Origin of the sequence: Dryocola clanedunensis, from assembly GCF_038405435.1 — a bacterium.
Classification (GTDB): Bacteria; Pseudomonadota; Gammaproteobacteria; order Enterobacterales; family Enterobacteriaceae; genus Dryocola; species Dryocola clanedunensis_A.
In genome coordinates this window covers 844,425-870,532 of the sequence record NZ_JBBYHZ010000001.1, presented here as the reverse complement: position 1 = coordinate 870,532, position 26,108 = coordinate 844,425, and the positions used below count along the sequence as shown (strand labels likewise).

The following is a 26,108-nucleotide window of genomic DNA, read 5'->3' as shown; positions in this document are numbered from 1 at the left end:
TGCCAGTATGGTCTGCTGGCCTTTTCGCCGGTTATGAACTATTTCGCACCGCAACGATCCGTTAAGTCCCCGGGAGCCTGAGTTGAGCAACAAAGTAGAAAAACTGCACAAGCAGTTGCAAGAACGCATTCTGGTACTGGATGGTGGCATGGGCACGATGATCCAGAGCTACCGTCTTGAAGAGAGCGATTTCCGTGGTGAACGCTTTGCGGACTGGCCGTCCGACCTGAAGGGCAACAATGACCTTCTGGTGCTGAGCAAACCGGAAATTATCGCCGCGATCCACTATGCCTACTTTGAAGCGGGTGCCGACATCGTCGAAACCAACACCTTCAACTCCACGACCATCGCGATGGCGGATTACCAGATGGAATCCCTGTCGGCGGAAATCAACTATGAAGCCGCGAAGCTGGCCCGCGCCTGTGCCGATGAGTGGACGGCCCGTCAGCCTGAAAAACCGCGCTACGTTGCCGGGGTGTTAGGCCCGACGAACCGCACGGCTTCTATTTCCCCGGACGTTAACGATCCCGCATTCCGTAACGTCACCTTCGACCTGCTGGTGGACGCCTATCGCGAATCCACCCGCGCGCTGGTGGAAGGTGGCGTTGACCTTATTATGATCGAAACGGTGTTTGATACTCTGAACGCCAAAGCGGCAATCTTTGCCGTAAAAGCTGAATTTGAAGCGCTGGGCGTCGATCTGCCAATCATGATTTCCGGCACGATTACCGATGCGTCTGGTCGCACCCTTTCCGGGCAGACGACCGAAGCTTTCTATAACTCCCTGCGCCACGCGGACGCGCTGACCTTTGGTCTGAACTGTGCGCTGGGGCCGGACGAACTGCGTCAGTACGTCGCCGAGCTTTCTCGCATCGCGGAATGTTACGTCACCGCCCACCCGAACGCGGGTCTGCCGAACGCCTTTGGCGAGTACGATCTGGATGCCAACACCATGGCCGAGCAGATTGGCGAGTGGGCGCAGGCGGGCTTCCTGAATATCGTCGGCGGCTGCTGCGGCACCACGCCTGAACATATCGCGGCGATGAGCAGGGCGGTTGAAGGCGTCGCGCCCCGCAGGCTGCCTGAGCTGCCGGTTGCTTGCCGTCTGGCGGGGCTTGAGCCGCTAAATATCGGCGCGGACAGCCTGTTTGTGAACGTCGGCGAGCGGACCAACGTCACCGGCTCCGCTAAATTTAAGCGGCTGATCAAAGAAGAGAAATACAACGAAGCGCTGGAAGTTGCGCTCCAGCAGGTCGAAAGCGGCGCGCAGATCATCGATATCAACATGGACGAGGGGATGCTCGACGCCGAGGCGGCGATGGTGCGCTTCCTGAACCTGATCGCCGGCGAGCCGGACATTGCCCGCGTGCCAATCATGATCGACTCCTCCAAATGGGACGTCATCGAAAAAGGCCTCAAGTGCATCCAGGGCAAGGGCATCGTTAACTCCATCTCCATGAAAGAGGGCGTTGAGCAGTTTATTCACCATGCAAAACTGGTGCGTCGCTACGGCGCCGCGATGGTGGTGATGGCCTTTGACGAGGAGGGCCAGGCGGATACCCGTGCGCGTAAAATTGAAATTTGCCGCCGCGCCTACAAGATTTTGACCGAAGAAGTCGGCTTCCCGCCGGAAGACATTATCTTTGACCCGAATATCTTCGCGGTGGCAACGGGCATCGAAGAACACAACAACTACGCTCAGGACTTCATCGGCGCCTGTGAAGACATTAAGCGCGAGCTGCCGCACGCGATGATCTCCGGCGGCGTGTCGAACGTGTCGTTCTCCTTCCGGGGCAACGACCCGGTGCGCGAGGCGATTCACGCCGTGTTCCTCTATTACGCTATCCGCAACGGCATGGACATGGGCATCGTCAACGCCGGGCAGCTGGCGATTTATGACGACCTCTCGCAGGAGCTGCGTGATGCGGTAGAAGATGTGATTCTGAACCGCCGCGACGACAGCACCGAGCGCCTGCTGGATCTGGCAGAAAAATATCGCGGGACCAAAAGCGACGACACCGCCAGCGCCCAGCAGGCGGAATGGCGCAGCTGGGACGTCGAAAAGCGCCTGTCCTACTCGCTGGTCAAAGGCATCACCGAATTTATCGAACTGGATACCGAAGAGGCCCGCCAGCAGGCCGCGCGCCCGATTGAAGTTATCGAAGGGCCGCTGATGGCCGGGATGAACGTGGTAGGCGATCTGTTCGGCGAAGGGAAAATGTTCCTGCCGCAGGTGGTGAAGTCTGCCCGAGTCATGAAGCAGGCGGTTGCCTATCTTGAACCGTACATTGAAGCCAGCAAAGAGAAAGGCTCGACCAACGGCAAAATCGTCCTCGCTACCGTAAAAGGCGACGTTCACGACATCGGCAAAAACATCGTTGGCGTCGTGCTGCAGTGTAACAACTACGAAATTATCGACCTCGGCGTAATGGTGCCGGGGGAAAAAATCCTCAAAACTGCTCGCGAAGTGGGGGCGGATATCATCGGCCTGTCCGGGCTTATCACGCCGTCGCTGGACGAAATGGTCAACGTTGCCAAAGAGATGGAGCGCCAGGGCTTCACGCTGCCGCTGCTGATTGGCGGTGCGACGACGTCCAAGGCGCACACGGCGGTGAAAATCGAGCAGAACTACAGCGGCCCAACGGTCTACGTGCAGAACGCCTCGCGCACCGTCGGCGTGGTCTCCGCGCTACTTTCCTCGACGCAGCACGATGATTTTGTTGCCCGCACGCGTAAAGAGTACGAAACCGTGCGTACCCAGCACGCCCGCAAGAAACCGCGTACGCCGCCGGTTACGCTTGCCGCAGCCCGTGAAAACGATCTGGCCTTCGACTGGTCAAGCTATACGCCGCCGGTCGCCCATCGTCTGGGCGTGCAGGAAGTGACGGCCAGCATCGAAACGCTGCGTAATTACATCGACTGGACGCCGTTCTTCATGACCTGGTCGCTGGCTGGCAAATACCCGCGCATCCTTGAAGATGAGGTGGTGGGCGAAGAGGCGCAGCGCCTGTTCAAAGACGCTAACGAAATGCTCGACAAGCTTCACGCGGAAAAAGCCCTCAACCCGCGCGGCGTAGTGGGGCTGTTCCCGGCTAACCGCGTTGTGGATGACATAGAAATTTATCGCGATGAGACGCGAACGCGCGTGCTGACTGTCGCGCATCACCTTCGCCAGCAAACGGAGAAGGTGGGCTTCGCCAACTACTGCCTGGCCGATTTTGTTGCGCCAAAAAGCAGTGGTAAAGCGGATTACATTGGTGCCTTTGCCGTCACGGGCGGTATGGAAGAAGACGCGCTCGCTGATGCCTATGAGGCGCAGCACGATGATTACAACAAAATCATGCTGAAGGCGCTGGCGGACCGCCTGGCGGAAGCCTTTGCGGAATATCTGCATGAGCGGGTGCGTAAGGTTTACTGGGGCTATGCGCCGACGGAAAACCTCAGCAACGAAGAGCTGATCCGCGAGAACTACCAGGGGATCCGTCCTGCTCCGGGCTATCCGGCCTGCCCGGAACATACCGAAAAGGCGACCATCTGGGAGCTGCTGGACGTCGAAAACGTCATTGGCATGAAGCTGACCGAGTCCTACGCCATGTGGCCGGGCGCGTCGGTTTCCGGCTGGTACTTCAGCCACCCGGACAGCAAGTACTACGCCGTAGCGCAAATTCAGCGCGATCAGGTTGAGGACTACGCCCGTCGTAAAGGCATGTCCGTGACGGACGTCGAACGCTGGCTGGCCCCGAACCTGGGGTACGACGCAGACTAAGATTTTACAGGTCGGGTAAGCGGCAGCGCCCCCGACAACTTTTTATCGGTGGATGACGCCTGCGCTTATCCACCCTACAAATGCCTCCCGCCCCCTTATTACCGCCAGTCCGTATATACTGGAAAGAGAAGGAATTTCCGATCTAACTAACCAGGAGAAAGTGTGCTTACTCTACTGCATCTGCTTTCTGCGGTGGCGCTACTGGTCTGGGGGACGCACATTGTGCGCACCGGGATCATGCGCGTTTACGGCGCAAATCTCCGTAGTGTGCTTAGCCGCAGCGTTGAAAAAAAACCGCTCGCCTTCTGTGCGGGCATTGGCGTAACCGCGCTTGTCCAGAGCAGCAATGCCACCACTATGCTGGTCACCTCTTTTGTGGCTCAGGATCTCGTGGCGCTCACACCTGCTCTGGTGATTGTGCTTGGGGCCGACGTGGGGACGGCGCTGATGGCGCGCGTGCTGACGTTCGATCTCTCGTGGCTTTCGCCGCTGCTGATTTTCGTCGGGGTGATATTCTTCCTCAGCCGTAAGCAGTCCCGGGCGGGGCAGCTGGGACGGGTGGCGATTGGCCTGGGTCTGATTTTGCAGGCGCTGGAGCTGATCGTGGCCGCCGTGACGCCTATCACCCAGGCCTCCGGCGTGCAGGTGATCTTCGCTTCTTTAACCGGCGATATCATGCTGGATGCGCTGATCGGCGCGATGTTCGCCATTATCAGTTACTCCAGCCTGGCAGCCGTGCTGCTGACCGCGACATTAACCTCGACGGGCGTGATCTCCTTTGACGTTGCGCTGTGCCTGGTCATCGGCGCGAACCTGGGTTCTGGCCTGCTGGCGATGATCAACAACAGCGCCGCCAATGCCGCCGCCCGTCGCGTTGCGCTTGGCAGCCTGCTGTTCAAGCTGGTGGGCAGTTTAATCGTCCTGCCGTTCGTGCATATCCTGGCCCGCTGGATGCATCATTTGCCGCTCCCTGAATCTGAGCTGGTGATCTACTTCCACGTCTTCTACAACCTGATTCGCTGCCTTGCAATGGTGCCTTTCGCCGAGCCAATGGCGCGCTTCTGCCGCCGCGTCATCAGCGAAGCGCCGGAAATCGACGGGCGCATGAAGCCGAAACACCTCGATCCGACGGCGCTGGATACGCCTGCGCTTGGCCTGTCGAATGCCGCCCGTGAAACGTTACGCATGGGGGATGTGCTGGAGCAGATGCTGGAGACATGGAGCAAAGTGATGCACGGCGAGCCGCGTCAGGAGAAGGAGCTGCGCAAGCTGGCCGATGACGTAGACGTGCTTTATACCGCCATTAAGCTGTACATGGCGCAGATGCAAAAAGAGGATCTGGCTGAAATCGAATCCCGCCGCTGGGCGGAAATTATCGAGATGTCGCTGAACCTTGAACAGGCCGCGGATATTATCGAGCGTATGGGTAGCGAGGTCGCCGACAAATCCCTCTCCGCACGCCGGGCGTTTTCCCCGGATGGCCTGACGGAGCTGGATACCCTGCTTCAACAGCTGACCAGCAACCTGAAGCTGAGCCTGTCGGTGTTCTTCTCCGGGGACGTTAACAGCGCCCGTCGTTTGCGTCGTAACAAACACCGCTTCCGGATTCTGAACCGCCGCTACTCCCACGCGCACGTCGATCGCCTGCATCAGCAAAACGTGCAGAGCATCGAAACCAGTTCGCTGCACCTGGGGCTGCTGGGGGACATGAAACGTCTGAATTCGCTGTTCTGTGCTGTGGCTTACAGCGTGCTGGAACAGCCGGACGACGATGACGAGCGGGACGAATATTAGTGTTTATAAATTAGCCGCCTGGCTATAATCTGCTGCGCAAAATTTTAAATTTAAGGATGATTTTGATGAAGCTTAAGCAGCTATTGGCAGGCGCTATTTGTATTGCGGCATTAGCCGGGTGTTCGGCACTCGAGCGCACCGAGCCGGTGCGTACCCCACAGACAATCATTACCGCTCACGTGACGACCGAACAGGTCAAAGAGGCGATTATCAACGCCGGGCAGGGGCGCGACTGGATCATGTCCGTGGCCGGTCCGGGCGTTATTAATGCGACGCAGAATGTGCGTAAGCACAGCGTGACCGTGCGCATTAACTACAGTGAAAAAGATTACTCAATACATTACGTCAGCAGCGTTAACCTGCTGGCGTCAGGCGGTGAAATCCACCGTTCGTATAATCACTGGGTGAATAACCTGGACAAAGATATTCAGAAAAAAATCGCCGCCATCGCGGCCAAACCGCAGTAACGCTTCGGCGGGCGGCAGACTTAATGTTTGTCGCCCGTGAGCTGTAGTTAATCAGAAATAGATGCGACAGACCGGGCCGCAAAGCCTTTTACTCATTTGCGAGAAATCTCCAGATAATCAAGCAAAGTGAGGCTGGGCTGTTCGCAACGTCCGAAGGGTAAGGTATAGTCCGTTTTTTTACGGAGGAACCATGCTGACCAACTCATCCATTCGCCTGAACAAATACATCAGCGAGAGCGGCATCTGCTCGCGCCGCGACGCCGACCGCTACATCGAACAGGGAAACGTTTTTATCAACGGCAAGCGCGCCGCGATTGGCGATCAGGTTTTTGCCGGTGATGTGGTTAAGGTCAACGGTCAGCTTATTGAACCCCGTAACGAAGACGATCTGGTGCTGATTGCGCTGAATAAACCGGTGGGCATCGTCAGCACCACGGAAGACGCCGAACGCGACAACATCGTTGATTTCGTGAACCACAGCAAACGTGTGTTCCCGATTGGCCGTCTGGATAAAGACTCGCAGGGGCTGATCTTCCTCACTAACCACGGCGATCTGGTGAATAAGATCCTTCGCGCCGGGAATGACCACGAGAAAGAGTACATCGTCACGGTAAACAAACCGGTCACCGACGACTTCATTCGTGGCATGGGCGCGGGCGTGCCGATGCTGGGCACCGTCACTAAAAAATGTAAGGTGAAAAAAGAAGCGCCGTTTGTTTTCCGCATTACGCTGGTGCAGGGGCTAAACCGTCAGATTCGCCGCATGTGTGAACACTTCGGCTATGAGGTCACGAAGCTTGAGCGTACCCGGATTATGAACGTCAGCATGAAAGGGCTGCCGCTGGGCGAATGGCGCGATCTGACGGATGACGAGCTGGTGGAGCTCTTTAAGCTGATTGAAGATTCCTCTTCAGAGGCTAAGCCTGCGAAAAAACCGAAGGCGAAACCGGCTGCGGCGATCAAAAAGCCAGTCGTCAGCGGGCCGAAAAGCAGTGCAAAAACCCCGGCAGAGCTGGCATCACGTAAACGCTTTGCTCAGCCAGGGCGCAAGAAGAAAGGGCGCTAGTTCAGCGCTTCCCACGAATATGTGTATTAGCAGACCAGGAATAGGTCGCTGAGGTATCAGGTTTTAAGGCTTTTTGTTTCTTCAGGGCGCGGGCTTTTTTGGCAGCAAGTTCGCGCTCGGCCATCAGCTTATCGCTGTACTCTTTTTTGATGTGATTGATTTCTGAGTTGGTCAGCGTGCGGCCTTCTGCAATGCGCGCGCGGTCGAGCAGCGTTTTCAGCTCGCGCTGCTCACTTTCCGTCATGTCTTGCTGTGTCAGTTTTGCTGTGGACATCGTTGCGACCTCTTAAGGAAAGGATTTCCAGTGTAAAGCAAAGCGCCCGCCAGCTCAGTAAAAATCACGTTCTCACCTGCAAATTGCACCGTTGCAGCTCTCTTTTGCGAAATCCCTCGTAAGTTCTGTTTTAACTCTGGGCGACTAAAGATCTTCGCTTTCGTTTGATTTTCAATCATGCAATTTTATACCTATATGGATATAATCAAATTCAAGGACGCCCGTCATGAAGCCACTTTATTGGATTGGTTCCAGCAAAAAAGACCTCAATAAAATTATCGAACGTTTAAAAGCCGCAGAAGACCATGCGACGGGAGCTTAATATGGACCATAAGGTCGAACAAAGTAGCGGAAATATCTATGCGGATCTGGGTCTTCCTCAGGCTGATGAGATGCTAATCAAGGCGCAGCTCGCTATGGCTATTGGCAATATCATCAAAGAGCTGAATTTGACTCAGCAGCAGGCAGCAGCGCTGCTGGGTATGAAACAACCGCGCCTGTCCAACCTGCTCAGGGGGCAATTTCGGGGCATCAGTGAGGCAAAAATGCTGGAGTATCTGACAAGATTAGGCCGTGATGTTCAGATCGTAGTGGGAAATAGCCGCAGGCCATCGGGCACAGGGACTTTGAAAGTCGTTTTAGCCTGATAGAAAGCCCGGTCGCCCGGGCTATTGCCACCTTAAGCGCGGTGTTTTTTCATCTTCCGCTGCTTATCCGACCTGATAGGTTTGCCGGACCAGTAGCCCGCCAGCAGCGAGCCGGAAAGGTTATGCCAGACGGAGAACAGCGCGCCGGGCAGGGCAGCCAGAGGCGAGAAGTAAATCTTGCCCAGCGTCGCTGCCAGGCCCGAGTTCTGCATGCCCACCTCAATAGCCAGCGTGCGGCAGGTGGATTCGTCGAAGCCGAACAGGCGTCCACCCCAGTAGCCGCTCAGCAGGCCGATGCCGTTGTGCAGAATGACCGCGATAATCACCATCAGCCCGACGGACGCGATGTGCGAGGCGGAGCCTGCCACCACGGCGCTGATAATCGCCAGGATGCACAGCATGGAGAACGCGGGCAGATAAGTCTCCACGCGCTTCACCAGGCGCGGGAAGATGTGGTGAACAATCAACCCCAGCCCAATCGGGATCACCACGATTTGCAGAATGCTCAGCAGCATTCCCATGACGTCCACTTTGATGTCGGCATCCACGTACAGCCGGGTCAGCAAAGGTGTGGCAAATACGCCGACCAGCGTAGACACGGACGAGATGGTCACCGACAGCGCCACATCCCCCTTCGCCAGATAAATCATCACGTTTGATGCCGTACCGCTCGCCACGCTTCCCACCAGCACCATGCCTGCGGAGAGGTCGGGCGGCATATGGAACAGCTTCGCCAGCACCCACGCCGCCAGCGGCATGATGAGATAGTGCAGGAAGGTGCCTGCGGCGACAGGAGCCGGGCGTGAAAGCACACGTTTAAAATCGTCAATGCGCAGATGTACGCCCATGCCGAACATGATGAGCATCAGCAGCGTGCTGACCCATGGACCGATGGGGGTGAACTTGCCGGGTGAGAAGTAGGCGAGTACGGACAGCAGTACCGCCCAGAGCGGAAACAGCCGGGTTAAAATCGCGAGCATGTTGTGATCCTTGCAAGGGGTTGTTGTGTTGTTTCTGGTTATGAAAATGCCGGGAGCGAGCCCGGCATTCTGTATTCATCGCATGAGATTAAATTTTATTCAAACAGATTATGGTGCAGCTTCTGCACGACCTGCTCCGCGTCGCTGCCCGGCACCAGGAAACAGAGGTTGTAGCTGGATGCGCCGTAGCAAATCATGCGGATATTAAACGGCTCCAGCACGCCAAACACCTCTTTGCCCACGCCGCAGGCCTGGGAAAGCTTGTTGCCGATCAGCGCGACCAGCGCCAGGTTCTCTTCCACTTCTACACGGCACAGGGACGACAGCTCGGTGAGCAGCGAGGTAGTCAGCAGGCTGTCGCCCGTTGAGGTGGAGCCGGTGGTATCCAGCGTCAGCGCCACGCTCACCTCCGAGGTGGTAATCAGGTCGACGGAGATATTATGGCGCGCCAGGATGCTGAACACTTCGGCCAGGAAGCCCCGGGAGTGCAGCATGTTCAGGCTGTGGAGGGTCAGCAGCGTTTGCTTACGACGCAGCGCCAGCGCGCGGAAAAGCGGTGGGTTATCCGTCTCGTTGCAGACCAGCGTGCCGCCCGCCTGCGGATCTTTGCTGGAGCCGACGAATACCGGAATATCGCAGCGAACGGCTGGCAGCAGCGTTGCAGGGTGCAAAACTTTCGCCCCGAAGGTAGCCATCTCCGCCGCTTCTTCGAAGCCGATTTTATCGATGCGTTTTGCGGCAGGCACCACGCGCGGGTCGGTGGTGTAGATGCCCGGCACGTCCGTCCAGATATCCACTCGGCTGGCATGCAGCGCTTCGCCCAGCAGCGCGGCGGTGTAGTCACTGCCGCCGCGGCCAAGCGTCGTGGTGCGGCCTTTTGCTTCGCTACCGATAAAGCCCTGCGTGATAATCAAAGATTCCGCGATACGCGGCTGTAGCTGCTGCTCCGCCAGTTCCGCCAGGGCTGCAACGTCCGGCTCGGCGCGGCCAAAGCGGTCGTTGGTGCGCATGATTTTGCGGATATCAAACCACTGGGCGTCAACCTGACGCTCACGCAGGATCTCGACAAACAGCAGGGTGGACATCAGTTCGCCGTGGCTGACCAGTTCGTCGGTCAGCGCGGTAGAGGTCGCCAGCGAGGCGGCTTCGGCAAGGGTAGTGATGTTTTCTAACAGGCGTTCGACTTCCTCGCGGATAATCTGCGGGTTGCTCAGGCGTTCAACGATGTCGTACTGAATTTTGCGAATGGCGTCGAGCTTGACGAAGCGTTCCGTCGCTTCCAGGCCTTCAGCCAGGGCGACAAGCAGGTTGGTGACGCCCGCTGAAGCGGAAAGCACCACCAGGCGAACGTTGGCATCGCCCAAAACAACGTCGGCGCTGCGGTTCATGGCCTCGAAGTCCGCGACGCTGGTGCCGCCAAATTTGGCTACTACTGTTTGTGGATAAGACATAACTACCTCGTGTCAGGGGGCCATTCGTATGGCGGTAAATTTTCAGCCTTGGCACAAGGGAAGAGCGGGATACGGGGCAGACGTAGAAGGGAAAACTACGGATACACCCAGAAGCGCCCCACCTTGTCTACCCGATTTCTTGAAGCTGCAACGCCAATTAATTCGGGTATAAACGTCCGACTGCCGAACGCTTCTGGTGACAACCCAGGGGATTCAGCCCCTGCGGCCGATAACGAACATTGCCTTCTGCGCGCTACCTCGGCGTCGTTCCCCCTCATGTGCTGTCTGCGGACTGGCTCCTCAAACACACTACCTGGACGACGCGCCTCTTCTGGCTTGCTCAAACTGAACAAGTTAGGCGTATAGAAATAAAATGTTACGGCGATGATGTCAACGTTTAGACGTTGCGGATTTTTCATTCTGTACTAGCGCAATCATCGTACAGGGCAGCGCCGGGGTGGTTTTTCCGCTCATGGAGATGAGCCGCCCGTCTTCCGGCAGCGCAAATAACGGCACCACGCCGCTGTTTTTCTCTATGTATTCCAGCCAGCCGAAGTTCTCGTTAAGACGGGTAGCTTTGACTACGGCACCTTTGGCTATCTGGCTGCTGAGGCTGTTCCACGTCACGTCCTCCGGGAATAATCTTTCGAGACGGCGGAAGCGGGCGCTTTCGTTGCTGATGCGTCCCTTGAGCGGCGAGCCGGAGCGAATGGCGAAGACTTTTTCGCTGCCCAGCAGGTGGCTGAAGTGATAAACGGCCAGCGCGTTCTGATGGCGGTTAGGAGAGAGCGCAAGCACCTGCGCCGTATTACTCAGGTCGAGATAGTTCTCAGCATGCTCGGACCAGGCGTTGCCATAGTACGCGGGCAGCCCTTCCATGCGCGCAAGCCGGTAGTATTCCCAGCTGTTATCGGTCAGCAGGACCGGAATATTTTGCTTCACCAGCGCGTGGGCCAGGGTGCGGGCCACGGTATTGGCACCGATGATCAGCACGCCCCGGGGCTTGCGCTGCTGTACCTTAAGGAATTTCGCCAGTGGGGCGCTGGTCAGGCTCTGCACCACTACGGTACCGATGATAATCGCGAATACTACGCTCACCAGCTTGTCCGCGCCCTCGTAGCCGCTGCGCTCAAGCGTAAGCGCAAACAGGGAGCTGACCGCCGCGGCGACAATCCCGCGCGGCGCAATCCAGCACAGCAGCAGCCTGTCTCGCCCGGTGAGCGTGGAGCCAACGGTTGAGGCGGCAATGCAGAGCGGACGGGCGATAAACTGGATAACCAGCAGCAGGGCAACCAGCGGCCAGCCCATCGCCAGCACGCCGTGAACGTCCAGGCGGGCGGCGAGAATAATAAATAAAGCGGAGATCAGGATGGCGGACAGCTCCTCTTTAAACTCGACGATATCGCTGACGTCGACGTCCCGCATGTTCGCCAGCCAGATGCCGAGGATCGTGACCGCCAGCAGGCCCGACTCGTCGGAGAGCGCGTTGGATATGCCAAACGTCAGCAGCACAATCGCCAGCACCGCAAAGTTTTGCAGGTAGCCCGGCAGCCAGACGCGTTTTAACGCCGTACCCAACAGCCAGCCAAAGATGGCCCCGGTAATCAACCCTACCGCGACGGTCTGCCCGAAAATCACCAGCAGATGAAGTGAGGAACCGGCCTCCTGGCGCAGGGTAATGAATTCAAAGACCAGCAGGGTGAAAATCGCCCCCACAGGGTCGATAACTATCCCTTCCCAGCGCAGCACCTGGTTGATTGCGGCATTCGGGCGCACAACGCGCATCAGCGGCGCGATAACCGTTGGTCCGGTGACCACGGTCACGGCGCCTACGAGCGCAGACAGCTCCGGGGTAAGCCCCAGCAGCCACCAGCAGGCCAGGCTTATGACGCTGAACGTAATCAGCATGCCGACGCTGACCAGATTCCGGACCACGCCGCCCAGCCCGCGTATCTCGTCAAAGCGCAGGGTCAGCGCCCCTTCAAACAAAATAATGGCAACGGAAAGCGAGACGATAGGGAAAAGCAGATCCCCGAACAGCGCATCCGGATTGAGGATGCCGGTAAACGGGCCAAGAACCAGGCCAAAGACCAGTAGCGGCAGGATGGCAGGCAAGCGCACAAGCCACGCCAGCCATTGCGCCGCCAGTGAGGCGAGAGTAATGATCACCAACAAAAGGGGTACAGACAATTCCATAAAATTTTTACCTTACCTGGTTTACGAGGCCATACTGTTTTTCTCAGTGTAGACGCGGTCATAGCCGGTGCCGATGCACCCTAACACTTTTTATCGACCACATAATCTGAAACGCTATTCGCCGTCCAATGGCAGAAAGATCATCCCAAATCCCGTTTTGTGGATATACAATTGACCGCAGTCACAGTTCTCAAATCAAAAGGGTAACGCTATGAAGAATATCAACCCAACGCAGACCGCTGCATGGCAGGCTTTACAGGCGCATTATGACGACATGAAAGATGTCACCATCGCCGAGCTTTTCGCCCAGGATGCCGACCGTTTTGGTAAGTTTTCCGCCACGTTCGATGATTTAATGCTGGTGGATTTCTCTAAAAACCGCATTACCGCCGAGACGCTGACTAAGCTGCAGGCGCTGGCAAAAGAGACGGATCTGCAGGGTGCCATCAAGTCGATGTTCTCCGGCGAGAAGATCAACCGCACCGAAGACCGCGCCGTGCTGCACGTTGCGCTGCGTAACCGTAGCAACACCCCGATCGTGGTGGACGGCAAAGATGTGATGCCGGAAGTGAACGCGGTGCTCGAGAAGATGAAAACCTTCTCCGAAAGCATCATCAGCGGCAGCTGGAAAGGCTACACCGGTAAAGCGATCACCGACGTGGTCAACATCGGTATCGGCGGCTCTGACCTCGGCCCGTTCATGGTGACCGAAGCGCTGCGCCCGTACAAAAACCACCTGAACATGCACTTCGTTTCCAACGTTGACGGCACCCACATTGCGGAAGTGCTGAAAAACGTCGATCCGGAAACCACCCTGTTCCTGGTTGCTTCCAAAACCTTCACCACGCAAGAAACCATGACCAACGCCCACAGCGCGCGCGACTGGTTCCTGGAAACGGCTGGCGACAACAAGCACGTTGCTAAGCACTTCGCTGCGCTCTCCACCAATGCGCAAGCAGTGGGCGAGTTCGGTATCGATACGGCGAACATGTTCGAGTTCTGGGACTGGGTCGGCGGGCGTTACTCCCTGTGGTCCGCGATTGGCCTGTCCATCATTCTGTCCGTTGGCTACGACAACTTTGTTGAGCTGCTGAGCGGCGCGCACGCGATGGATAAACACTTCGCGAACACCCCTGCGGAGCAGAACCTGCCGGTGCTGCTGGCGCTGATCGGTATCTGGTACAACAACTTCTTCGGCGCGGAAACAGAAGCAATTCTGCCGTACGACCAGTACATGCACCGTTTCGCCGCCTACTTCCAGCAGGGCAACATGGAGTCCAACGGCAAATACGTTGACCGTAACGGTAACGCGGTGGATTACCAGACTGGCCCAATCATCTGGGGCGAGCCGGGCACCAACGGCCAGCACGCGTTCTACCAGCTGATTCACCAGGGCACCAAAATGGTTCCTTGCGACTTCATCGCGCCTGCTACCACCCACAACCCGCTTTCCGATCATCATCCTAAGCTGCTGTCCAACTTCTTCGCGCAGACCGAAGCGCTGGCGTTTGGTAAAGCGCGCGACGTGGTTGAGCAGGAATACGCGGACCAGGGCAAAGATCCAAAAACGCTGGAACACGTTGTGCCGTTCAAGGTCTTCGAAGGCAACCGTCCGACCAACTCCATCCTGCTGCGTGAGATCACCCCGTTCAGCCTCGGCGCGCTAATCGCCCTGTACGAACACAAGATCTTCACCCAGGGCGCTATCCTGAATATCTTCACCTTTGACCAGTGGGGCGTTGAGCTTGGCAAACAGCTGGCTAACCGCATCCTGCCGGAGCTGGGTGATGACAAACAAATCAGCAGCCACGACAGCTCCACCAACGGCTTAATTAACCGTTATAAGTCCTGGCGTGCTTAAGTAATAAGCTAAGCCATAAATAAAATAAGCCGGCCACCTGCGCCGGCTTATTTATAAGACAATTCCCCTTGTCTCGTTATATTGCTAATTTCCCCCGCTGAGGTTAATCCTAAAAAACCTCATGACCCTGTATTCACTCCGGGTTATTTTAGGAGTAATTAGATCATAGGTAATATTTATATTTCCATTAACTCATTGATTTTAATGGTTTTATATTATCAATAATAACTGCTAAAAGGTTATTTTTTCCACTTGTCTTAAAACGCCTTCTCTATTTCCCCATCATCCTGATTGTCATCTTTAGTTGTGTATACTCGATCCCGCCTGAAACTCTTTTGGGCAAATCTCCATTCATTCAATGAAGGGAAATTGTTATGAAAAAAGTCATTTATGGCGCTCTCGCCATATTCACGCTGGCAGCGGCTGGCGCGGCAAGTGCTGACCCGGTAGCAGTGGGTGAAGCAGCTGGCGCGCAGGCTACTTCTGTGTCCGCAGGGAGTTCTACTGCGACCAGCTCCAGCACTGTCGGGTCAGCAGTGGGGGTAGCGCTTGCTGCCACCGGTGGTGGCGACGGTTCTAATACCGGGACTACCACGACCACGACGACCAGCACCCAGTAATTTCACGGGTGTTTTAACCCTAACCACACTTCGGTGTGGTTATTTTGAATCCGGGGATACGTCGTGCAGCGACTTTCAATTCTTGTTGTTTGCCTGTTACTTCAGGCCTGTTCTGCAACCACTAAGGGTCTCGGTACTTCGCTCTGGCACAGCATCGTGGGCACCGACGGCGTGCAGCTCACCGATGACGATATTCAGAATATGCGTTACGCCAGCCAGTACATGAGCATCAACGGCGGCCCGCAATTATTCGTGGTGCTGGCCTATGACGAGAACGGTCAGCAGAAATGGGTGACTCAGGATCGGGCAACCCTCGTTACCCAGAACGGTCGGGTAGTGAAGACGGTCGGCCTTGGCGACAACCTGACGCAGGTCAGCAACCTGACGGACGATCCGCTGGCGAAGGTGAACCAGATTATCGACGGTGCTACCTGGACACGGCAAATGGCGTGGACCGAACATCAGCAGGTGCGCATGGCAACGGCGCGCTCTACCTTCCGCTGGGATGGCAGCGACACCCTGAAAGTGGGCAGCAGCGTTACGCCGGTGCGCGTTCTGGATGAAGAGGTGACGGCCTCCGGCAAAAGCTGGCACAACCGTTTTTGGGTAGACAGCGACGGTCATATCCGCCAGTCAAAACAATACCTTGGCCCGGACTACTGGCCGATTACCACGGTTCTGCTGAAGGCGGCGAAATAATGAAAATAACAGCCTTTAAAACACGGTGGATGGCGCGCGGCTTATCAATTTTAAGCGCCGGTCCACGCAGGGCGGATAAGCGCCGCGTCATCCGCCGACAGACGACTCTATGTTTAGCCGCTCTGCTGACGTTCAGCAGCTCTTATCTCTACGCCGCCGGTAACGTCACCGTTAATCCCGGCAACCAGCAGCTGACCAACGTCGAGCGGCTGGGGGATTTAGTCACCCAGCCTTCCCTGAGCCGCGCCTGGTGGCCGGGTGCCGTTATTAGCGAGCGGCAGGCTTCGGCGGCTGCCGAACAGCAGCATCAAAAACTGCTCGCCGCGCTGGGCGGGTTTGCCGCTCAGGAAGAGGGTGATGACGCCGCCGCAATCAACAGCGTGCGCCAGCAGCTACAGGCTATCAGGGTTACAGGACGCCAGTTCGTCAATCTCGACCCGGACTGGGTTCGCCTGCGTCCACGCTCCAACGTCACCCTGCAAGGGGACTACAGCCTGTGGGCGGGACCGCAGCCGACGACTATCAAGCTGATGGGGCTGGTGAGTTCGCCGGGCGTCAAACCGTTCGTCGCCGGACGCACTGCGGCTGAGTATCTGGAAGATGTGAATCTGCTCAGCGGCGCCGACCGCAGCTACGCCTGGGTGGTTTATCCCGATGGCAAAACCGAAAAGGCGCCCGTCGCCTACTGGAACAAGCGCCACGTTGAGCTGCTGCCGGGCAGCATTCTGTTTGTCGGCTTCTCCGATCGCCTGTTCGACTCCGCTTTCAACGCCCTGAACCAGCAAATCCTTACTTCCCTGACCCATCGGATCCCGGATTGATGAAAAATAAATATATCTACAGCCTGCTGGCGCTGGCCGTCTCCACCGCCTGCCACGCCGAAACTTTCCCGGCCCCCATTGGCCCTTCGCAATCCGACTTCGGCGGCGTGGGCCTGCTGCAAACGCCGACCGCGCGCATGGCCCGTACCGGCGAGTTCAGCGCCAACTACCGCGATAACGACCAGTACCGCTTTTACTCCGCCTCTATCCAGCTCTTCCCGTGGCTGGAAACCACGCTGCGCTACACCGACGTGCGCACCAGGCAGTACAGCTCCGTAGACGCCTTTTCCGGCGACCAGACCTACAAAGATAAGGCTTTCGATATGAAAGTGCGCCTGTGGGAAGAGGGCTATTACCTGCCGGAAGTCTCCGCCGGGGTAAGGGATTTGGGCGGTACGGGCCTGTTTGACGGCGAATACGTGGTGGCGAGCAAAGCCTGGGGGCCGTTCGATTTCTCGCTGGGCATGGGCTGGGGCTATATGGGCACCAGCGGCAACGTGAAAAATCCATTCTGCGAAGTCAGCAACAGCTTCTGCAATCGCGATAACAGCTACAACCAGGCGGGCTCCTTCAACTTCAGCGGCATGTTCCACGGCCCGGCCTCCCTGTTCGGCGGTATCGAATACCAGACGCCGTGGCAGCCGCTGCGCCTGAAGCTGGAATACGAAGGGAACAATTACAGCCAGGACTTTGCGGGCAAGCTCGAGCAGCGCAGCAACTTTAACGTCGGCGCGATCTATCGGGTGACCGATTGGGCCGACGTTAACGTCAGCTATGAGCGCGGCAATACCCTGATGTTCGGCTTCACGCTGCGCACTAACTTTAACGATCTCCGTCCGGGCTATAACGACAACCGTCGCCCGCAGTACCAGCCTAATCCGCAGGATGAGATCCTCCAGCATAACGTTGTGGCGAACCAGCTGACGATGCTGAAATACAACGCCGGTCTTACGAACCCGAATATTCAGGTGAAGGGCGACACGCTGTACGTCACCGGCGAACAGGTGAAATATCGTGACTCCCGCGAAGGCATTGAGCGCGCAAACCGCATCGTAATGAACGATCTGCCGGAGAATATCCAGACCATCCGCATTACCGAGACGCGTCTGAATATGCCGCAGGTGACCACCGAAACCGACGTTTCCAGCCTGCGCCACCATCTGGAAGGCGAGCCGCTGGGGCATGAGACGCAGCTGGTGCAGAAGCGTGAGGAGCCGATTGTCCCGGAAACCACCGAGCAGGGTTACTACATCGATAAGTCGAAGGTGAACTTCTCCCTTAACCCGGTGCTGAACCAGTCCATTGGCGGCCCGGAGAGCTTCTACATGTATCAGGTCGGGGTGATGGGCACCGCCGACTGGTGGGTGACAGACCACCTGCTGACCACCGGCAGCATTTTTGCCAACATCGCTAATAACTACGACAAATTTAACTACACCAACCCGCCGAACGATTCGACGCTGCCGCGCGTGCGTACCCACGTTCGCGACTACGTGGAAAACGATATCTACGTCAACAACCTGCAGGCTAACTACTTCCAGTATCTGGGCAACAGCTGGTACGGACAGGTTTACGGCGGCTATCTGGAAACTATGTACGGCGGCGCGGGTGCCGAGGTGCTTTACCGTCCTGTAGACAGCAACTGGGCGATTGGCGCTAACGCCAACTACGTTAAACAGCGTGACTGGCGCAGCGCGCAGGACATGATGAAGTTTACCGATTACAGCGCGCCGACCGGCCACCTGACGGGCTACTGGACGCCTTCGTTTGCCGATGACGTGCTGGTGAAACTGAGCGTCGGGCAGTATCTGGCGAAGGATAAGGGCGGCACGCTGGAGATCTCCAAACGCTTCGACAGCGGGATTGTGGTGGGCACGTACGCCACCATCACCAACGTTTCGAAGCAAGAATACGGGGAAGGGGACTTCACTAAAGGCTTCTACGTGAACGTGCCGCTGGATATCTTCACCTCGTCACCGACCCGCTCCCGCGCGCAGATTGGCTGGACGCCGCTGACGCGAGACGGCGGGCAGATGCTGGGCCGCAAGTTTGACCTCTACAGCATGACCAGCGACCGGAGCCTGAACTTCCGCTAACGGAGTGCCGGATGACGCTGCGCTTATCCGGCCTACAACATCTTTCACGGTGAGGGTCCATTGACGCTATAAGCAAAAAATCTCGATCCAGATCACACTTTTAACGTATAACACTCCTTCTGGACTACCTTCTTGAGGGACTGCTATGCCTGCCACACCCCGCGTTGAATGGATCTCTACCGTCATGCAGACGGTACTCAACCTTGGCCTGCTGGCCCTGGGCGTGATCCTGATTATCTTCCTCGGCAAAGAGACCTACCACCTGGCGAAGGTGCTGTTTGCCCCCACGGAGCAGGCGAGCAAATATCTGCTGATTGAAGGGCTGGTGGTCTATTTCCTCTATTTCGAATTTATCGCCCTGATTATTAAGTACTTCCAGACCGGCTATCATTTCCCGCTGCGCTACTTCGTCTATATCGGCATTACCGCCATCGTGCGGCTGATCATCATCGACCATAAATCCCCCGTCGACGTGCTGATTTACTCCGGGGCGATCCTGCTGCTGGTGATCACGCTGTGGCTGTGCAACAGCAGCCGGCTGAAGCGGGAATAAAAAAGGGCGGCCCGAAGGCCGCCAGAAATGATACGAGGACTAATGAGGATTGCAGTGGCTTTAAAGCAATGTACAGCTTTGACTTACAGGAAAAATTAACCTTTCACACCGCCCGCCGTCAGGCCGCTCACCAGCCAGCGCTGCGCCAGTAAGAACACTACGGTAATCGGGATTGCGGACAGCACGGCCGCCGCGGCAAAGTCGCCCCACAGGTAGTTTTGCGGGTTGAGATACTGCTGCATGCCCACCGCCAGGGTGTAGCTGTTCACGTCGCGCAGCAGCAGCGACGCGACCGGCACTTCGGTAATCGCCGCGATAAACGACAGGATGAACACCACCGCCAGAATCGGCACGGAGAGCGGCAGCAGCACCAGGCGGAAGGCCTGCCACGGCGTTGCGCCATCCAGCGAGGCCGCTTCTTCAAGCGAGCCGTCAATCGTTTCGAAGTAGCCTTTAATCGTCCACACGTGCAGCGCGATACCGCCAAGATAGGCGAAGATCACCCCACCGTGCGTATTCAGCCCGATAAACGGAATGTACTGGCCCAGGCGGTCGAACAACGCGTACAGCGCTACCAGCGACAGCACCGCCGGGAACATCTGGAAAATCAACATCCCTTTCAGCAGCGTGGCCTTGCCCGGGAAGCGCATGCGGGCAAAAGCGTAGGCGCAGGTGGTGGAGAGGGCGACGATACCAATCGCCGTGATCCCCGCAATTTTAATGGAGTTCCACAGCCACAGCAGCACCGGGAACGGCGGCGGCGTGACGCGTCCGTCAGCGTGCTCGACGCTGAAGCCCAGCGCCAGCTTCCAGTGCTCCCAGGAGATCTGATCCGGGATCAGGCTGCCGGTGGCAAAGTTGCCGGGGCGCAGGGAAATCGCAATTACCATCAGCAGCGGGAACATAATCGCCGCGATAAACAGCAGTAAAAACAGATGCGTGGTGATCATACGCAGCTTTTGTGATTTGGGTTGAACCATGGCCATGAGTGTCGCTCCTTAATCAAACTTCATGCGGGTGGCTTTCAGGTTAACAATCGCAAGCGCGCCAACCAGCAGGAAGATAAGCGTGGCGATAGCCGCCGCTAAGCCGAAGTCCTGTCCGCCGCCGCCTTCGAAGGCGATGCGGTAGGTGTAGCTCACCAGCAGATCCGTGTAGCCCGCGGGGGTCGTGGTGCCGAGGCGGTCCGGGCCGCCGTTGGTCAACAGCTGGATCAGCACGAAGTTGTTAAAGTTAAAGGCGAAGCTGGCAATCATCAGCGGCGTCAGCGGCTTAATCAGCAGCGGCAGCGTGATTTTGAAGAAGTTCTGGAACGGCCCTGCGCCGTCCATCGCCGAGGCTTCATACAGGTCGTCCGGAATCGCTTTCAGCAGGCCCATGCACAGGATCATCATGTACGGGTAGCCCAGCCAGGTATTCACGATAATCAGCATGGCGCGCGAGGTGGTCGGGTCGCTGAACCAGGCCGGTTTGATGCCGAACAGTGAGCTGAGCATCATGTTAATCTCACCAAAGCTCTGGTTAAACAGCCCCTTGAAGATCAGGATTGAGATAAACGAGGGCACCGCGTAAGGCAGAATCAGCAGCACGCGATAAATCGCTTTCCCCTTCAGAGATTCCCACTGCACCAGGCAGGCCAGCACCATGCCCACCGCAACGGTGAGGAGTACGGTTAACAGCGAGAAGACAACGGTCCACACGAAGATGGCGAGGAACGGCTTCTGAATGCCCTCGTCGTGGAAGACGCGCAGGAAGTTTTTCCAGCCGATGGTGACGGTATAGCCCGGGCTTAACTGGTCGTTGCCCCAGCTGCCGTCGGCGTTAACGGACTGGTAGTAGCCGATGTCGTTATTCGGACGGTACTTCACGCCGCTCTGGTTATTGGTCAGCTCGCCGTTATCGGCCTGCGTGTAGAGAGGGCGGGTGCCGGAGAACTGGCGCAGGGAGCTCATGGTCAGCGTGCTGGCGTCCGGCATTTCGGCGGTGATCTGCGTCAGCGCCGCGCGGTTTTGCGTAATCACGCGCAGATTGGCTTTATCGCCCGCGGGCAGGGCATCCGCCTCTTTCAGCTTCAGGTGCTGCTCGCCGCCGAACTTAAAGTTTTCAGAGATAAAATTCCTGCCGCTTTCCCCGTCGGTGAGGGCAAGCTGCCACTCGTCGCCCGCCGGATAGAGGCCGAAGTTAAACGTTTTGCCCGCCTGGTACTGGCGGTCCATCAGCACTTCCTGCGCGCGCTCCTGGGTGAGCTGGTTGGTGCTGCTGTAGTTGGTGAAGGCAATGGCGATGGTGCAGACCAGCGGGAAGAGGACGAACAGCCCCATGCCGGCAAGGCCAGGGTAGACGTACCGCCAGGCGTAGGCCTTGCGGTTAGCGTAAATATACAGGCCAACCGAGCTTAAAATCAGCGTCATGATGGCAAACAGGTACTCCCCCTGGGCGTACATTAAGACAACAAGATAGCCAACCAGCAGGCCCAACAAGCCGACCGCTGACCACTTCAGCGCATCGTTTTGCCACCAGCGGCTCTTCTTTTTAACAGCATCCATGGGGTCTTCCTCTACAACGACTTAACGCGGTGGATGACGCTGCGCTTATCCACCCTACAGGTTTCGTAGGGCGGGTAAGCCTTGCGTCACCCGCCAGTTTTTTACTTAGTAATACGTCCCTGAGCGTCTTTCATTGCAGCATCAACGGTCTGGCGACCGCTTACTGCGTTGATTACCGCGGTACGAACGGCATACCAGAAGGAAGCCATCTGCGGAACGTTAGGCATGATTTCGCCTTTCTGGGCGTTATCCATGGTGGCGGCGATACGCGGATCTTTCGCCAGCTGCTCCTGGTAGGATTTCAGCGCCACGGCGCCAAGCGGCTTGTCTTTGTTCACTTCGGCCAGCCCCTGATCGGTCATCAGGTAGTTTTCCAGGAACTCTTTCGCCAGCTCTTTGTTCGGGCTGGCGGCGTTGATACCCGCGCTCAGCACGCCAACGAACGGTTTAGACGGCTTGCCTTTGAAGGTTGGCAGCAGCGTTACGCCGTAGTTGATTTTGCTCTTGTCGATGTTGGACCACGCCCACGGACCGTTAATGGTCATCGCGGTTTCGCCTTTGTTGAAGGCAGCTTCGGCGATGGAGTAGTCGGTATCGGCATTCATGTGTTTGTTTTTGATCAGATCAACCAGGAAGCTCAGGCCTTCTTTCGCGCCTTTGCTGTCCACGCCCACATCTTTAACGTCGTATTTGCCGTTTTCGAGTTTGAACGCATAGCCACCGTCGGCGGCGATAAGCGGCCAGGTGAAGTACGGCTCCTGCAGGTTAAACATCAGCGCGCTCTTGCCCTTCGCCTTCAGCGTTTTATCCAGCGCGGGGATCTCTTCCCAGGTCTTCGGCGGGTTTGGCACCAGGTCTTTGTTATAAATCAGCGATAACGCTTCTACAGAAACCGGATAGGCGATGATTTTGCCGTTATAGCGAACTGCGTCCCAGGTGAACGGATAGAGTTTGTCCTGAAAGGCTTTGTCCGGGCTGATTTCGGCCAGCAGGCCAGACTGCGCGTAACCACCAAAACGGTCATGAGCCCAGAAAATAATGTCCGGACCGTCGCCCGTCGCCGCAACCTGCGGGAACTTCTCTTCCAGCTTGTCCGGATGCTCGATGGTCACTTTGATGCCGGTATCCTTTTCAAATTTCTTACCGACTTCAGCCAGGCCGTTGTAGCCCTTGTCGCCGTTAATCCAGATGACCAGTTTGCCTTCTTCAATTTTTGCCAGTGCAGAGGCGGAAAACATCATCGTTGTCAGAGCTGACAAAGCGAGAATGCGGGCGCCGGTTTTAATTTTCATGTGTCCCATCCTTTTGAGTGGTGGTGCGCGTAGATACAAACGAGGTAGAAGCGTTACGGTGGTCAGTCTGCGGAGATGGCAAGCGCTTCTCATCCTCCCTGCCTCTACGCCCCACCCCCGTTATCTGTGATCTGCTTTGCATAACTGGCAGTTATGTGTTCTGGCGCACATAAAAATACGCGGAATTTTGAAACGCCGATCACGAAAATCTCTTTGTGCGGCTGTAACCGGTTGCAGAAACCCCTCTCTCATCCTCCCGCCTCCTCCCCCACAGAAAACCACAGGGGTGGAGGATTCACACAATGTATGAATCGTTCATAGTCCGACACATCTTGATTTATCTGTCCGTTGGCAGAGCGTAGTAATAAAGGGAGAAGGGCATGGCAAGCGTACAGCTGCGGAACGTCACCAAAGCCTGGGGCGATGTAGTGGTCTCGAAAGACATCAACCTGGATATCCAGGAAGGCGAGTTCGTGGTCTTCGTTGGGCCATCGGGCTGCGGCAAATCGACCCTGCTGCGCATGATTGCCGGCCTTGAAACCGTGACCAGCGGTGATTTGTTCATCGGCGAGAAGCGCGTCAACGACGTGCCTCCGGCCGAGCGCGGTATCGGCATGGTCTTCCAGTCTTACGCGCTCTACCCGCACCTGTCGGTGGCGGAAAACATGTCATTCGGCCTGAAGCTGGCCGGTGCCAAAAAAGACGAAATTAATCAGCGGGTCAACCAGGTCTCCGAAACCTTACAGCTCGCTCATCTGCTGGATCGTCGCCCGAAGGCGCTTTCCGGCGGGCAGCGTCAGCGTGTCGCCATTGGCCGTACGCTGGTGGCGGAACCACGGGTGTTCCTGCTCGATGAACCCCTTTCCAACCTCGATGCGGCGCTGCGCGTGCAGATGCGTATCGAGATCTCCCGTCTGCACAAGCGCCTGAGGCGCACCATGATTTACGTCACCCACGATCAGGTAGAAGCCATGACGCTCGCCGACAAGATTGTGGTGCTGGACGCCGGTCGTGTGGCGCAGGTGGGGAAACCGCTCGAACTTTATCACTACCCGGCGGACCGGTTCGTCGCGGGCTTTATCGGCTCGCCAAAGATGAACTTCCTGCCGGTAAAAGTGACTGCCACAGCAATCGATCAGGTACAGGTTGAATTACCGAACCGCCAGCAGGTCTGGCTGCCGGTAGAAAGCAGCCAGGTTCAGGTGGGGACCAACATGTCCCTGGGGATTCGTCCTGAACACCTGCTGCCAAGCGACATCGCCGACGTCACCCTCGAAGGTGAAGTGCAGGTGGTAGAGCAGTTAGGACATGAGACTCAGATTCACATCCAAATCCCCGCCATTCGTCAGAACCTGGTGTACCGCCAGAATGACGTGGTGTTGGTAAAAGAGGGTGCCACATTCGCAATTGGCCTGCCGCCAGAGCGTTGCCATCTGTTCCGTGAGGACGGCACTGCTTGTCGTAGGCTGCATCAAGAGCCAGGCGTTTAAGCATTCCCATAAAAAAAGAAAAGCAATGATCTCAGGAGATAGAACGATGATTACTCTGCGCAAACTCCCACTGGCGGTAGCCGTAGCAGCAGGCGTTATGTCTGTTCAGGCAATGGCGGTGGACTTCCACGGTTATGCCCGTTCTGGTATCGGCTGGACCGGTAGCGGCGGTGCACAGCAGTGCTTCCAGGCGACCGGTGCCCAATCTAAATACCGTCTTGGTAACGAATGTGAAACCTATGCGGAATTGAAATTCGGTCAGGAAGTGTGGAAAGAAGGCGATAAGAGCTTCTACTTCGATACCAACGTGGCCTACTCCGTAGCTCAGCAGAACGACTGGGAAGCAACCAGCCCGGCGTTCCGTGAAGCCAACGTGCAGGGTAAAAACCTGATCGACGCACTGCCGGGCGCCACCATCTGGGCCGGTAAGCGTTTCTATCAGCGTCATGACGTTCACATGATCGACTTCTACTACTGGGATATCTCCGGTCCGGGCGCAGGTCTGGAAAACGTGGATCTTGGTTTCGGTAAGCTTTCTCTGGCAGCGACTCGCTCCACCGAAGCGGGCGGCTCTGCTACCTTCGGCAGTGACAACATCCGCGATTACACCACTGACACCGCGAACGACGTGTTTGACGTGCGTTTAGGCCAGATGGAAGTTAACCCAGGCGGCACGCTGGAGCTGGGTGTGGACTACGGTCACACCAACGTTAACGACGACTACTACCTGCAGCCTGGCGCGACCAAAGACGGCTGGATGTTCACCGCTGAACACACCCAGAGCATGCTGAAAGGCTATAACAAATTTGTTGTGCAGTACGCCACTGACTCCATGACCTCACAGGGTAAAGGCCTGTCTCAGGGCGGCGGCATCGGCATCGGCAACGATGAAGACGGCAGCCTGTACGCTTACGGCATCAACAACAACGGCCACCTGACCCGCGTTATCGACCACGGTGCGATCTCTCTGGGCGACCGCTGGGACCTGATGTACGTCGGTATGTTCCAGGACATCGACTGGGATAACGGCAACGGCACCAAATGGTGGACCGTGGGCGTTCGTCCAATGTTCAAGTGGACGCCAATCATGAGCACCCTGCTGGAAGTCGGTTACGACAACGTGAAATCCCAGGAAACTGGCGATACCAACAACCAGTACAAAATTACCCTGGCACAGCAATGGCAGGCAGGCGACAGCATCTGGTCCCGCCCGGCACTGCGCGTCTTCGCAACCTACGCCAAGTGGGATGAGAACTGGGGTTACGACACCAGCGGTCGTCCATCTACCAACTCAAACTTCGGCAGAGCAACCAGCGATGGCTTCAACGGCATGTCCTTCGGCCGCGGCGACAGCGATGAGTTCTCCTTCGGTGCGCAGATGGAAATCTGGTGGTAATTCAGCTTTAACCTGATGTTATGAAACGATGGGGGAGGAGCCACTGCCTCCTTCATCGCATTACCCTTGTATGCCAAAACCGTTTCAGATGGA

At 56.9% G+C, this 26,108-nt stretch carries 20 protein-coding genes and 1 riboswitch; of the genes, 13 read left to right on the top strand and 7 right to left on the bottom strand.

All coding sequences use genetic code 11. The features are described 5' to 3' along the window. The first annotated feature begins 82 nt into the window (after nt 1–82). The 4 genes from metH (at nt 83) to rluF (ending at nt 7,093) form a co-directional block, all read left to right on the top strand. Nucleotides 83–3,766 carry a methionine synthase gene (gene metH / locus AAE045_RS04020; protein ID WP_455546555.1) on the top strand — a complete coding sequence of 1,228 codons (3,684 nt, stop codon included), beginning with the start codon at nt 83–85 and terminating at the stop codon, nt 3,764–3,766. 162 nt (nt 3,767–3,928) lie between these two features. After that, entirely contained in the window at nt 3,929–5,560 is a 1,632-nt protein-coding gene (locus tag AAE045_RS04015; protein WP_455426122.1) for a Na/Pi cotransporter family protein, read from the top strand. Nucleotides 5,561–5,625: 65 nt separating this feature from the next. Then, the gene (locus AAE045_RS04010; protein ID WP_202307123.1) at nt 5,626–6,027 is read left to right on the top strand and encodes a hypothetical protein; all 402 of its coding nucleotides are present in this window, start codon (nt 5,626–5,628) and stop codon (nt 6,025–6,027) included. Nucleotides 6,028–6,217: 190 nt separating this feature from the next. Continuing rightward, nucleotides 6,218–7,093, top strand: a complete 876-nt coding sequence (rluF, locus tag AAE045_RS04005; RefSeq protein WP_202307118.1) for a 23S rRNA pseudouridine(2604) synthase RluF — start codon at nt 6,218–6,220, stop codon at nt 7,091–7,093. 1 nt (nt 7,094) lies between these two features. Here rluF and AAE045_RS04000 read toward each other — a convergent pair whose 3' ends face one another. Beyond that, complete coding sequence (locus AAE045_RS04000; RefSeq protein WP_202307108.1) at nt 7,095–7,367, bottom strand: DUF3811 domain-containing protein; 273 nt, start codon at nt 7,365–7,367, stop codon at nt 7,095–7,097. A gap of 323 nt (nt 7,368–7,690) precedes the next feature. Here AAE045_RS04000 and AAE045_RS03995 point away from each other — a divergent pair, with 323 nt between their 5' ends. Continuing rightward, on the top strand, nt 7,691–8,014 hold the full coding sequence (locus AAE045_RS03995; protein ID WP_455546554.1) for a helix-turn-helix domain-containing protein: 324 nt from the start codon (nt 7,691–7,693) through the stop codon (nt 8,012–8,014). 32 nt (nt 8,015–8,046) lie between these two features. On the opposite strand, the gene panS is transcribed toward AAE045_RS03995, so the two are convergent. The 3 genes from panS to AAE045_RS03980 form a co-directional block, all read right to left on the bottom strand. After that, nucleotides 8,047–8,994 carry a ketopantoate/pantoate/pantothenate transporter PanS gene (panS, locus tag AAE045_RS03990; protein ID WP_455546553.1) on the bottom strand — a complete coding sequence of 316 codons (948 nt, stop codon included), beginning with the start codon at nt 8,992–8,994 and terminating at the stop codon, nt 8,047–8,049. A 95-nt stretch (nt 8,995–9,089) separates the two neighbouring features. Then, nucleotides 9,090–10,445, bottom strand: coding sequence for a lysine-sensitive aspartokinase 3 (gene lysC / locus AAE045_RS03985; protein ID WP_455546552.1), 1,356 nt, complete (start codon nt 10,443–10,445; stop codon nt 9,090–9,092). A gap of 103 nt (nt 10,446–10,548) precedes the next feature. Further along, nucleotides 10,549–10,784: riboswitch (Lysine riboswitch) on the bottom strand. 51 nt (nt 10,785–10,835) lie between these two features. Continuing rightward, nucleotides 10,836–12,641: a cation:proton antiporter gene (locus tag AAE045_RS03980; protein ID WP_455546551.1), complete on the bottom strand. Its 1,806-nt coding sequence runs from the start codon at nt 12,639–12,641 to the stop codon at nt 10,836–10,838. Nucleotides 12,642–12,852: 211 nt separating this feature from the next. On the opposite strand from AAE045_RS03980, the gene pgi reads away from it, so the two are divergent. From pgi to psiE, 6 genes are all read left to right on the top strand, one after another. After that, nucleotides 12,853–14,502 carry a glucose-6-phosphate isomerase gene (gene pgi / locus AAE045_RS03975; protein WP_455546550.1) on the top strand — a complete coding sequence of 550 codons (1,650 nt, stop codon included), beginning with the start codon at nt 12,853–12,855 and terminating at the stop codon, nt 14,500–14,502. A 374-nt stretch (nt 14,503–14,876) separates the two neighbouring features. After that, nucleotides 14,877–15,122 (top strand): exopolysaccharide production protein YjbE, encoded by a 246-nt coding sequence (gene yjbE / locus AAE045_RS03970; RefSeq protein WP_455546549.1) that lies wholly within the window; start codon nt 14,877–14,879, stop codon nt 15,120–15,122. 63 nt (nt 15,123–15,185) lie between these two features. Beyond that, complete coding sequence (locus AAE045_RS03965; protein ID WP_455546548.1) at nt 15,186–15,821, top strand: YjbF family lipoprotein; 636 nt, start codon at nt 15,186–15,188, stop codon at nt 15,819–15,821. Nucleotides 15,822–15,910: 89 nt separating this feature from the next. Next, nucleotides 15,911–16,642 carry a capsule biosynthesis GfcC D2 domain-containing protein gene (locus AAE045_RS03960; protein ID WP_455546588.1) on the top strand — a complete coding sequence of 244 codons (732 nt, stop codon included), beginning with the start codon at nt 15,911–15,913 and terminating at the stop codon, nt 16,640–16,642. Next, nucleotides 16,642–18,738 carry a YjbH domain-containing protein gene (locus AAE045_RS03955; RefSeq protein WP_455546547.1) on the top strand — a complete coding sequence of 699 codons (2,097 nt, stop codon included), beginning with the start codon at nt 16,642–16,644 and terminating at the stop codon, nt 18,736–18,738. Before AAE045_RS03960 ends, AAE045_RS03955 begins: the two co-directional genes overlap by 1 nt. A 145-nt stretch (nt 18,739–18,883) precedes the next feature. Continuing rightward, the gene (gene psiE, locus AAE045_RS03950) at nt 18,884–19,291 is read left to right on the top strand and encodes a phosphate-starvation-inducible protein PsiE (protein WP_202307093.1); all 408 of its coding nucleotides are present in this window, start codon (nt 18,884–18,886) and stop codon (nt 19,289–19,291) included. Nucleotides 19,292–19,386: 95 nt separating this feature from the next. On the opposite strand, the gene malG is transcribed toward psiE, so the two are convergent. From malG to malE, 3 genes are all read right to left on the bottom strand, one after another. Then, entirely contained in the window at nt 19,387–20,277 is an 891-nt protein-coding gene (gene malG, locus AAE045_RS03945; protein WP_455546546.1) for a maltose ABC transporter permease MalG, read from the bottom strand. A 12-nt stretch (nt 20,278–20,289) separates the two neighbouring features. After that, nucleotides 20,290–21,837 (bottom strand): maltose ABC transporter permease MalF, encoded by a 1,548-nt coding sequence (gene malF / locus AAE045_RS03940; protein WP_455546545.1) that lies wholly within the window; start codon nt 21,835–21,837, stop codon nt 20,290–20,292. A gap of 101 nt (nt 21,838–21,938) precedes the next feature. After that, entirely contained in the window at nt 21,939–23,129 is a 1,191-nt protein-coding gene (gene malE / locus AAE045_RS03935; protein WP_455546544.1) for a maltose/maltodextrin ABC transporter substrate-binding protein MalE, read from the bottom strand. Nucleotides 23,130–23,509: 380 nt separating this feature from the next. Here malE and malK point away from each other — a divergent pair, with 380 nt between their 5' ends. Both malK and AAE045_RS03925 read left to right on the top strand, forming a co-directional pair. Continuing rightward, nucleotides 23,510–24,619 (top strand): maltose/maltodextrin ABC transporter ATP-binding protein MalK, encoded by a 1,110-nt coding sequence (gene malK, locus AAE045_RS03930; RefSeq protein WP_455546543.1) that lies wholly within the window; start codon nt 23,510–23,512, stop codon nt 24,617–24,619. Between the two features lie 46 nt (nt 24,620–24,665). After that, nucleotides 24,666–26,015, top strand: coding sequence for a maltoporin (locus AAE045_RS03925; protein ID WP_455546542.1), 1,350 nt, complete (start codon nt 24,666–24,668; stop codon nt 26,013–26,015). Nucleotides 26,016–26,108 lie beyond the last annotated feature (93 nt).

What these genes read in the sequence shown, in the direction of transcription:
- pgi (WP_455546550.1), top strand. Translation starts at nt 12,853, where the DNA reads ATGAAGAATATCAACCCAACGCAGACCGCTGCATGGCAGGCTTTACAG.
- malF (WP_455546545.1), bottom strand. Translation starts at nt 21,837, where the DNA reads ATGGATGCTGTTAAAAAGAAGAGCCGCTGGTGGCAAAACGATGCGCTG.
- AAE045_RS03925 (WP_455546542.1), top strand. Translation starts at nt 24,666, where the DNA reads ATGATTACTCTGCGCAAACTCCCACTGGCGGTAGCCGTAGCAGCAGGC.
- AAE045_RS03980 (WP_455546551.1), bottom strand. Translation starts at nt 12,641, where the DNA reads ATGGAATTGTCTGTACCCCTTTTGTTGGTGATCATTACTCTCGCCTCA.
- malG (WP_455546546.1), bottom strand. Translation starts at nt 20,277, where the DNA reads ATGGCCATGGTTCAACCCAAATCACAAAAGCTGCGTATGATCACCACG.
- panS (WP_455546553.1), bottom strand. Translation starts at nt 8,994, where the DNA reads ATGCTCGCGATTTTAACCCGGCTGTTTCCGCTCTGGGCGGTACTGCTG.
- rluF (WP_202307118.1), top strand. Translation starts at nt 6,218, where the DNA reads ATGCTGACCAACTCATCCATTCGCCTGAACAAATACATCAGCGAGAGC.
- malE (WP_455546544.1), bottom strand. Translation starts at nt 23,129, where the DNA reads ATGAAAATTAAAACCGGCGCCCGCATTCTCGCTTTGTCAGCTCTGACA.
- AAE045_RS03995 (WP_455546554.1), top strand. Translation starts at nt 7,691, where the DNA reads ATGGACCATAAGGTCGAACAAAGTAGCGGAAATATCTATGCGGATCTG.
- yjbE (WP_455546549.1), top strand. Translation starts at nt 14,877, where the DNA reads ATGAAAAAAGTCATTTATGGCGCTCTCGCCATATTCACGCTGGCAGCG.
- malK (WP_455546543.1), top strand. Translation starts at nt 23,510, where the DNA reads ATGGCAAGCGTACAGCTGCGGAACGTCACCAAAGCCTGGGGCGATGTA.
- lysC (WP_455546552.1), bottom strand. Translation starts at nt 10,445, where the DNA reads ATGTCTTATCCACAAACAGTAGTAGCCAAATTTGGCGGCACCAGCGTC.
- psiE (WP_202307093.1), top strand. Translation starts at nt 18,884, where the DNA reads ATGCCTGCCACACCCCGCGTTGAATGGATCTCTACCGTCATGCAGACG.
- AAE045_RS04010 (WP_202307123.1), top strand. Translation starts at nt 5,626, where the DNA reads ATGAAGCTTAAGCAGCTATTGGCAGGCGCTATTTGTATTGCGGCATTA.
- AAE045_RS03955 (WP_455546547.1), top strand. Translation starts at nt 16,642, where the DNA reads ATGAAAAATAAATATATCTACAGCCTGCTGGCGCTGGCCGTCTCCACC.
- AAE045_RS04000 (WP_202307108.1), bottom strand. Translation starts at nt 7,367, where the DNA reads ATGTCCACAGCAAAACTGACACAGCAAGACATGACGGAAAGTGAGCAG.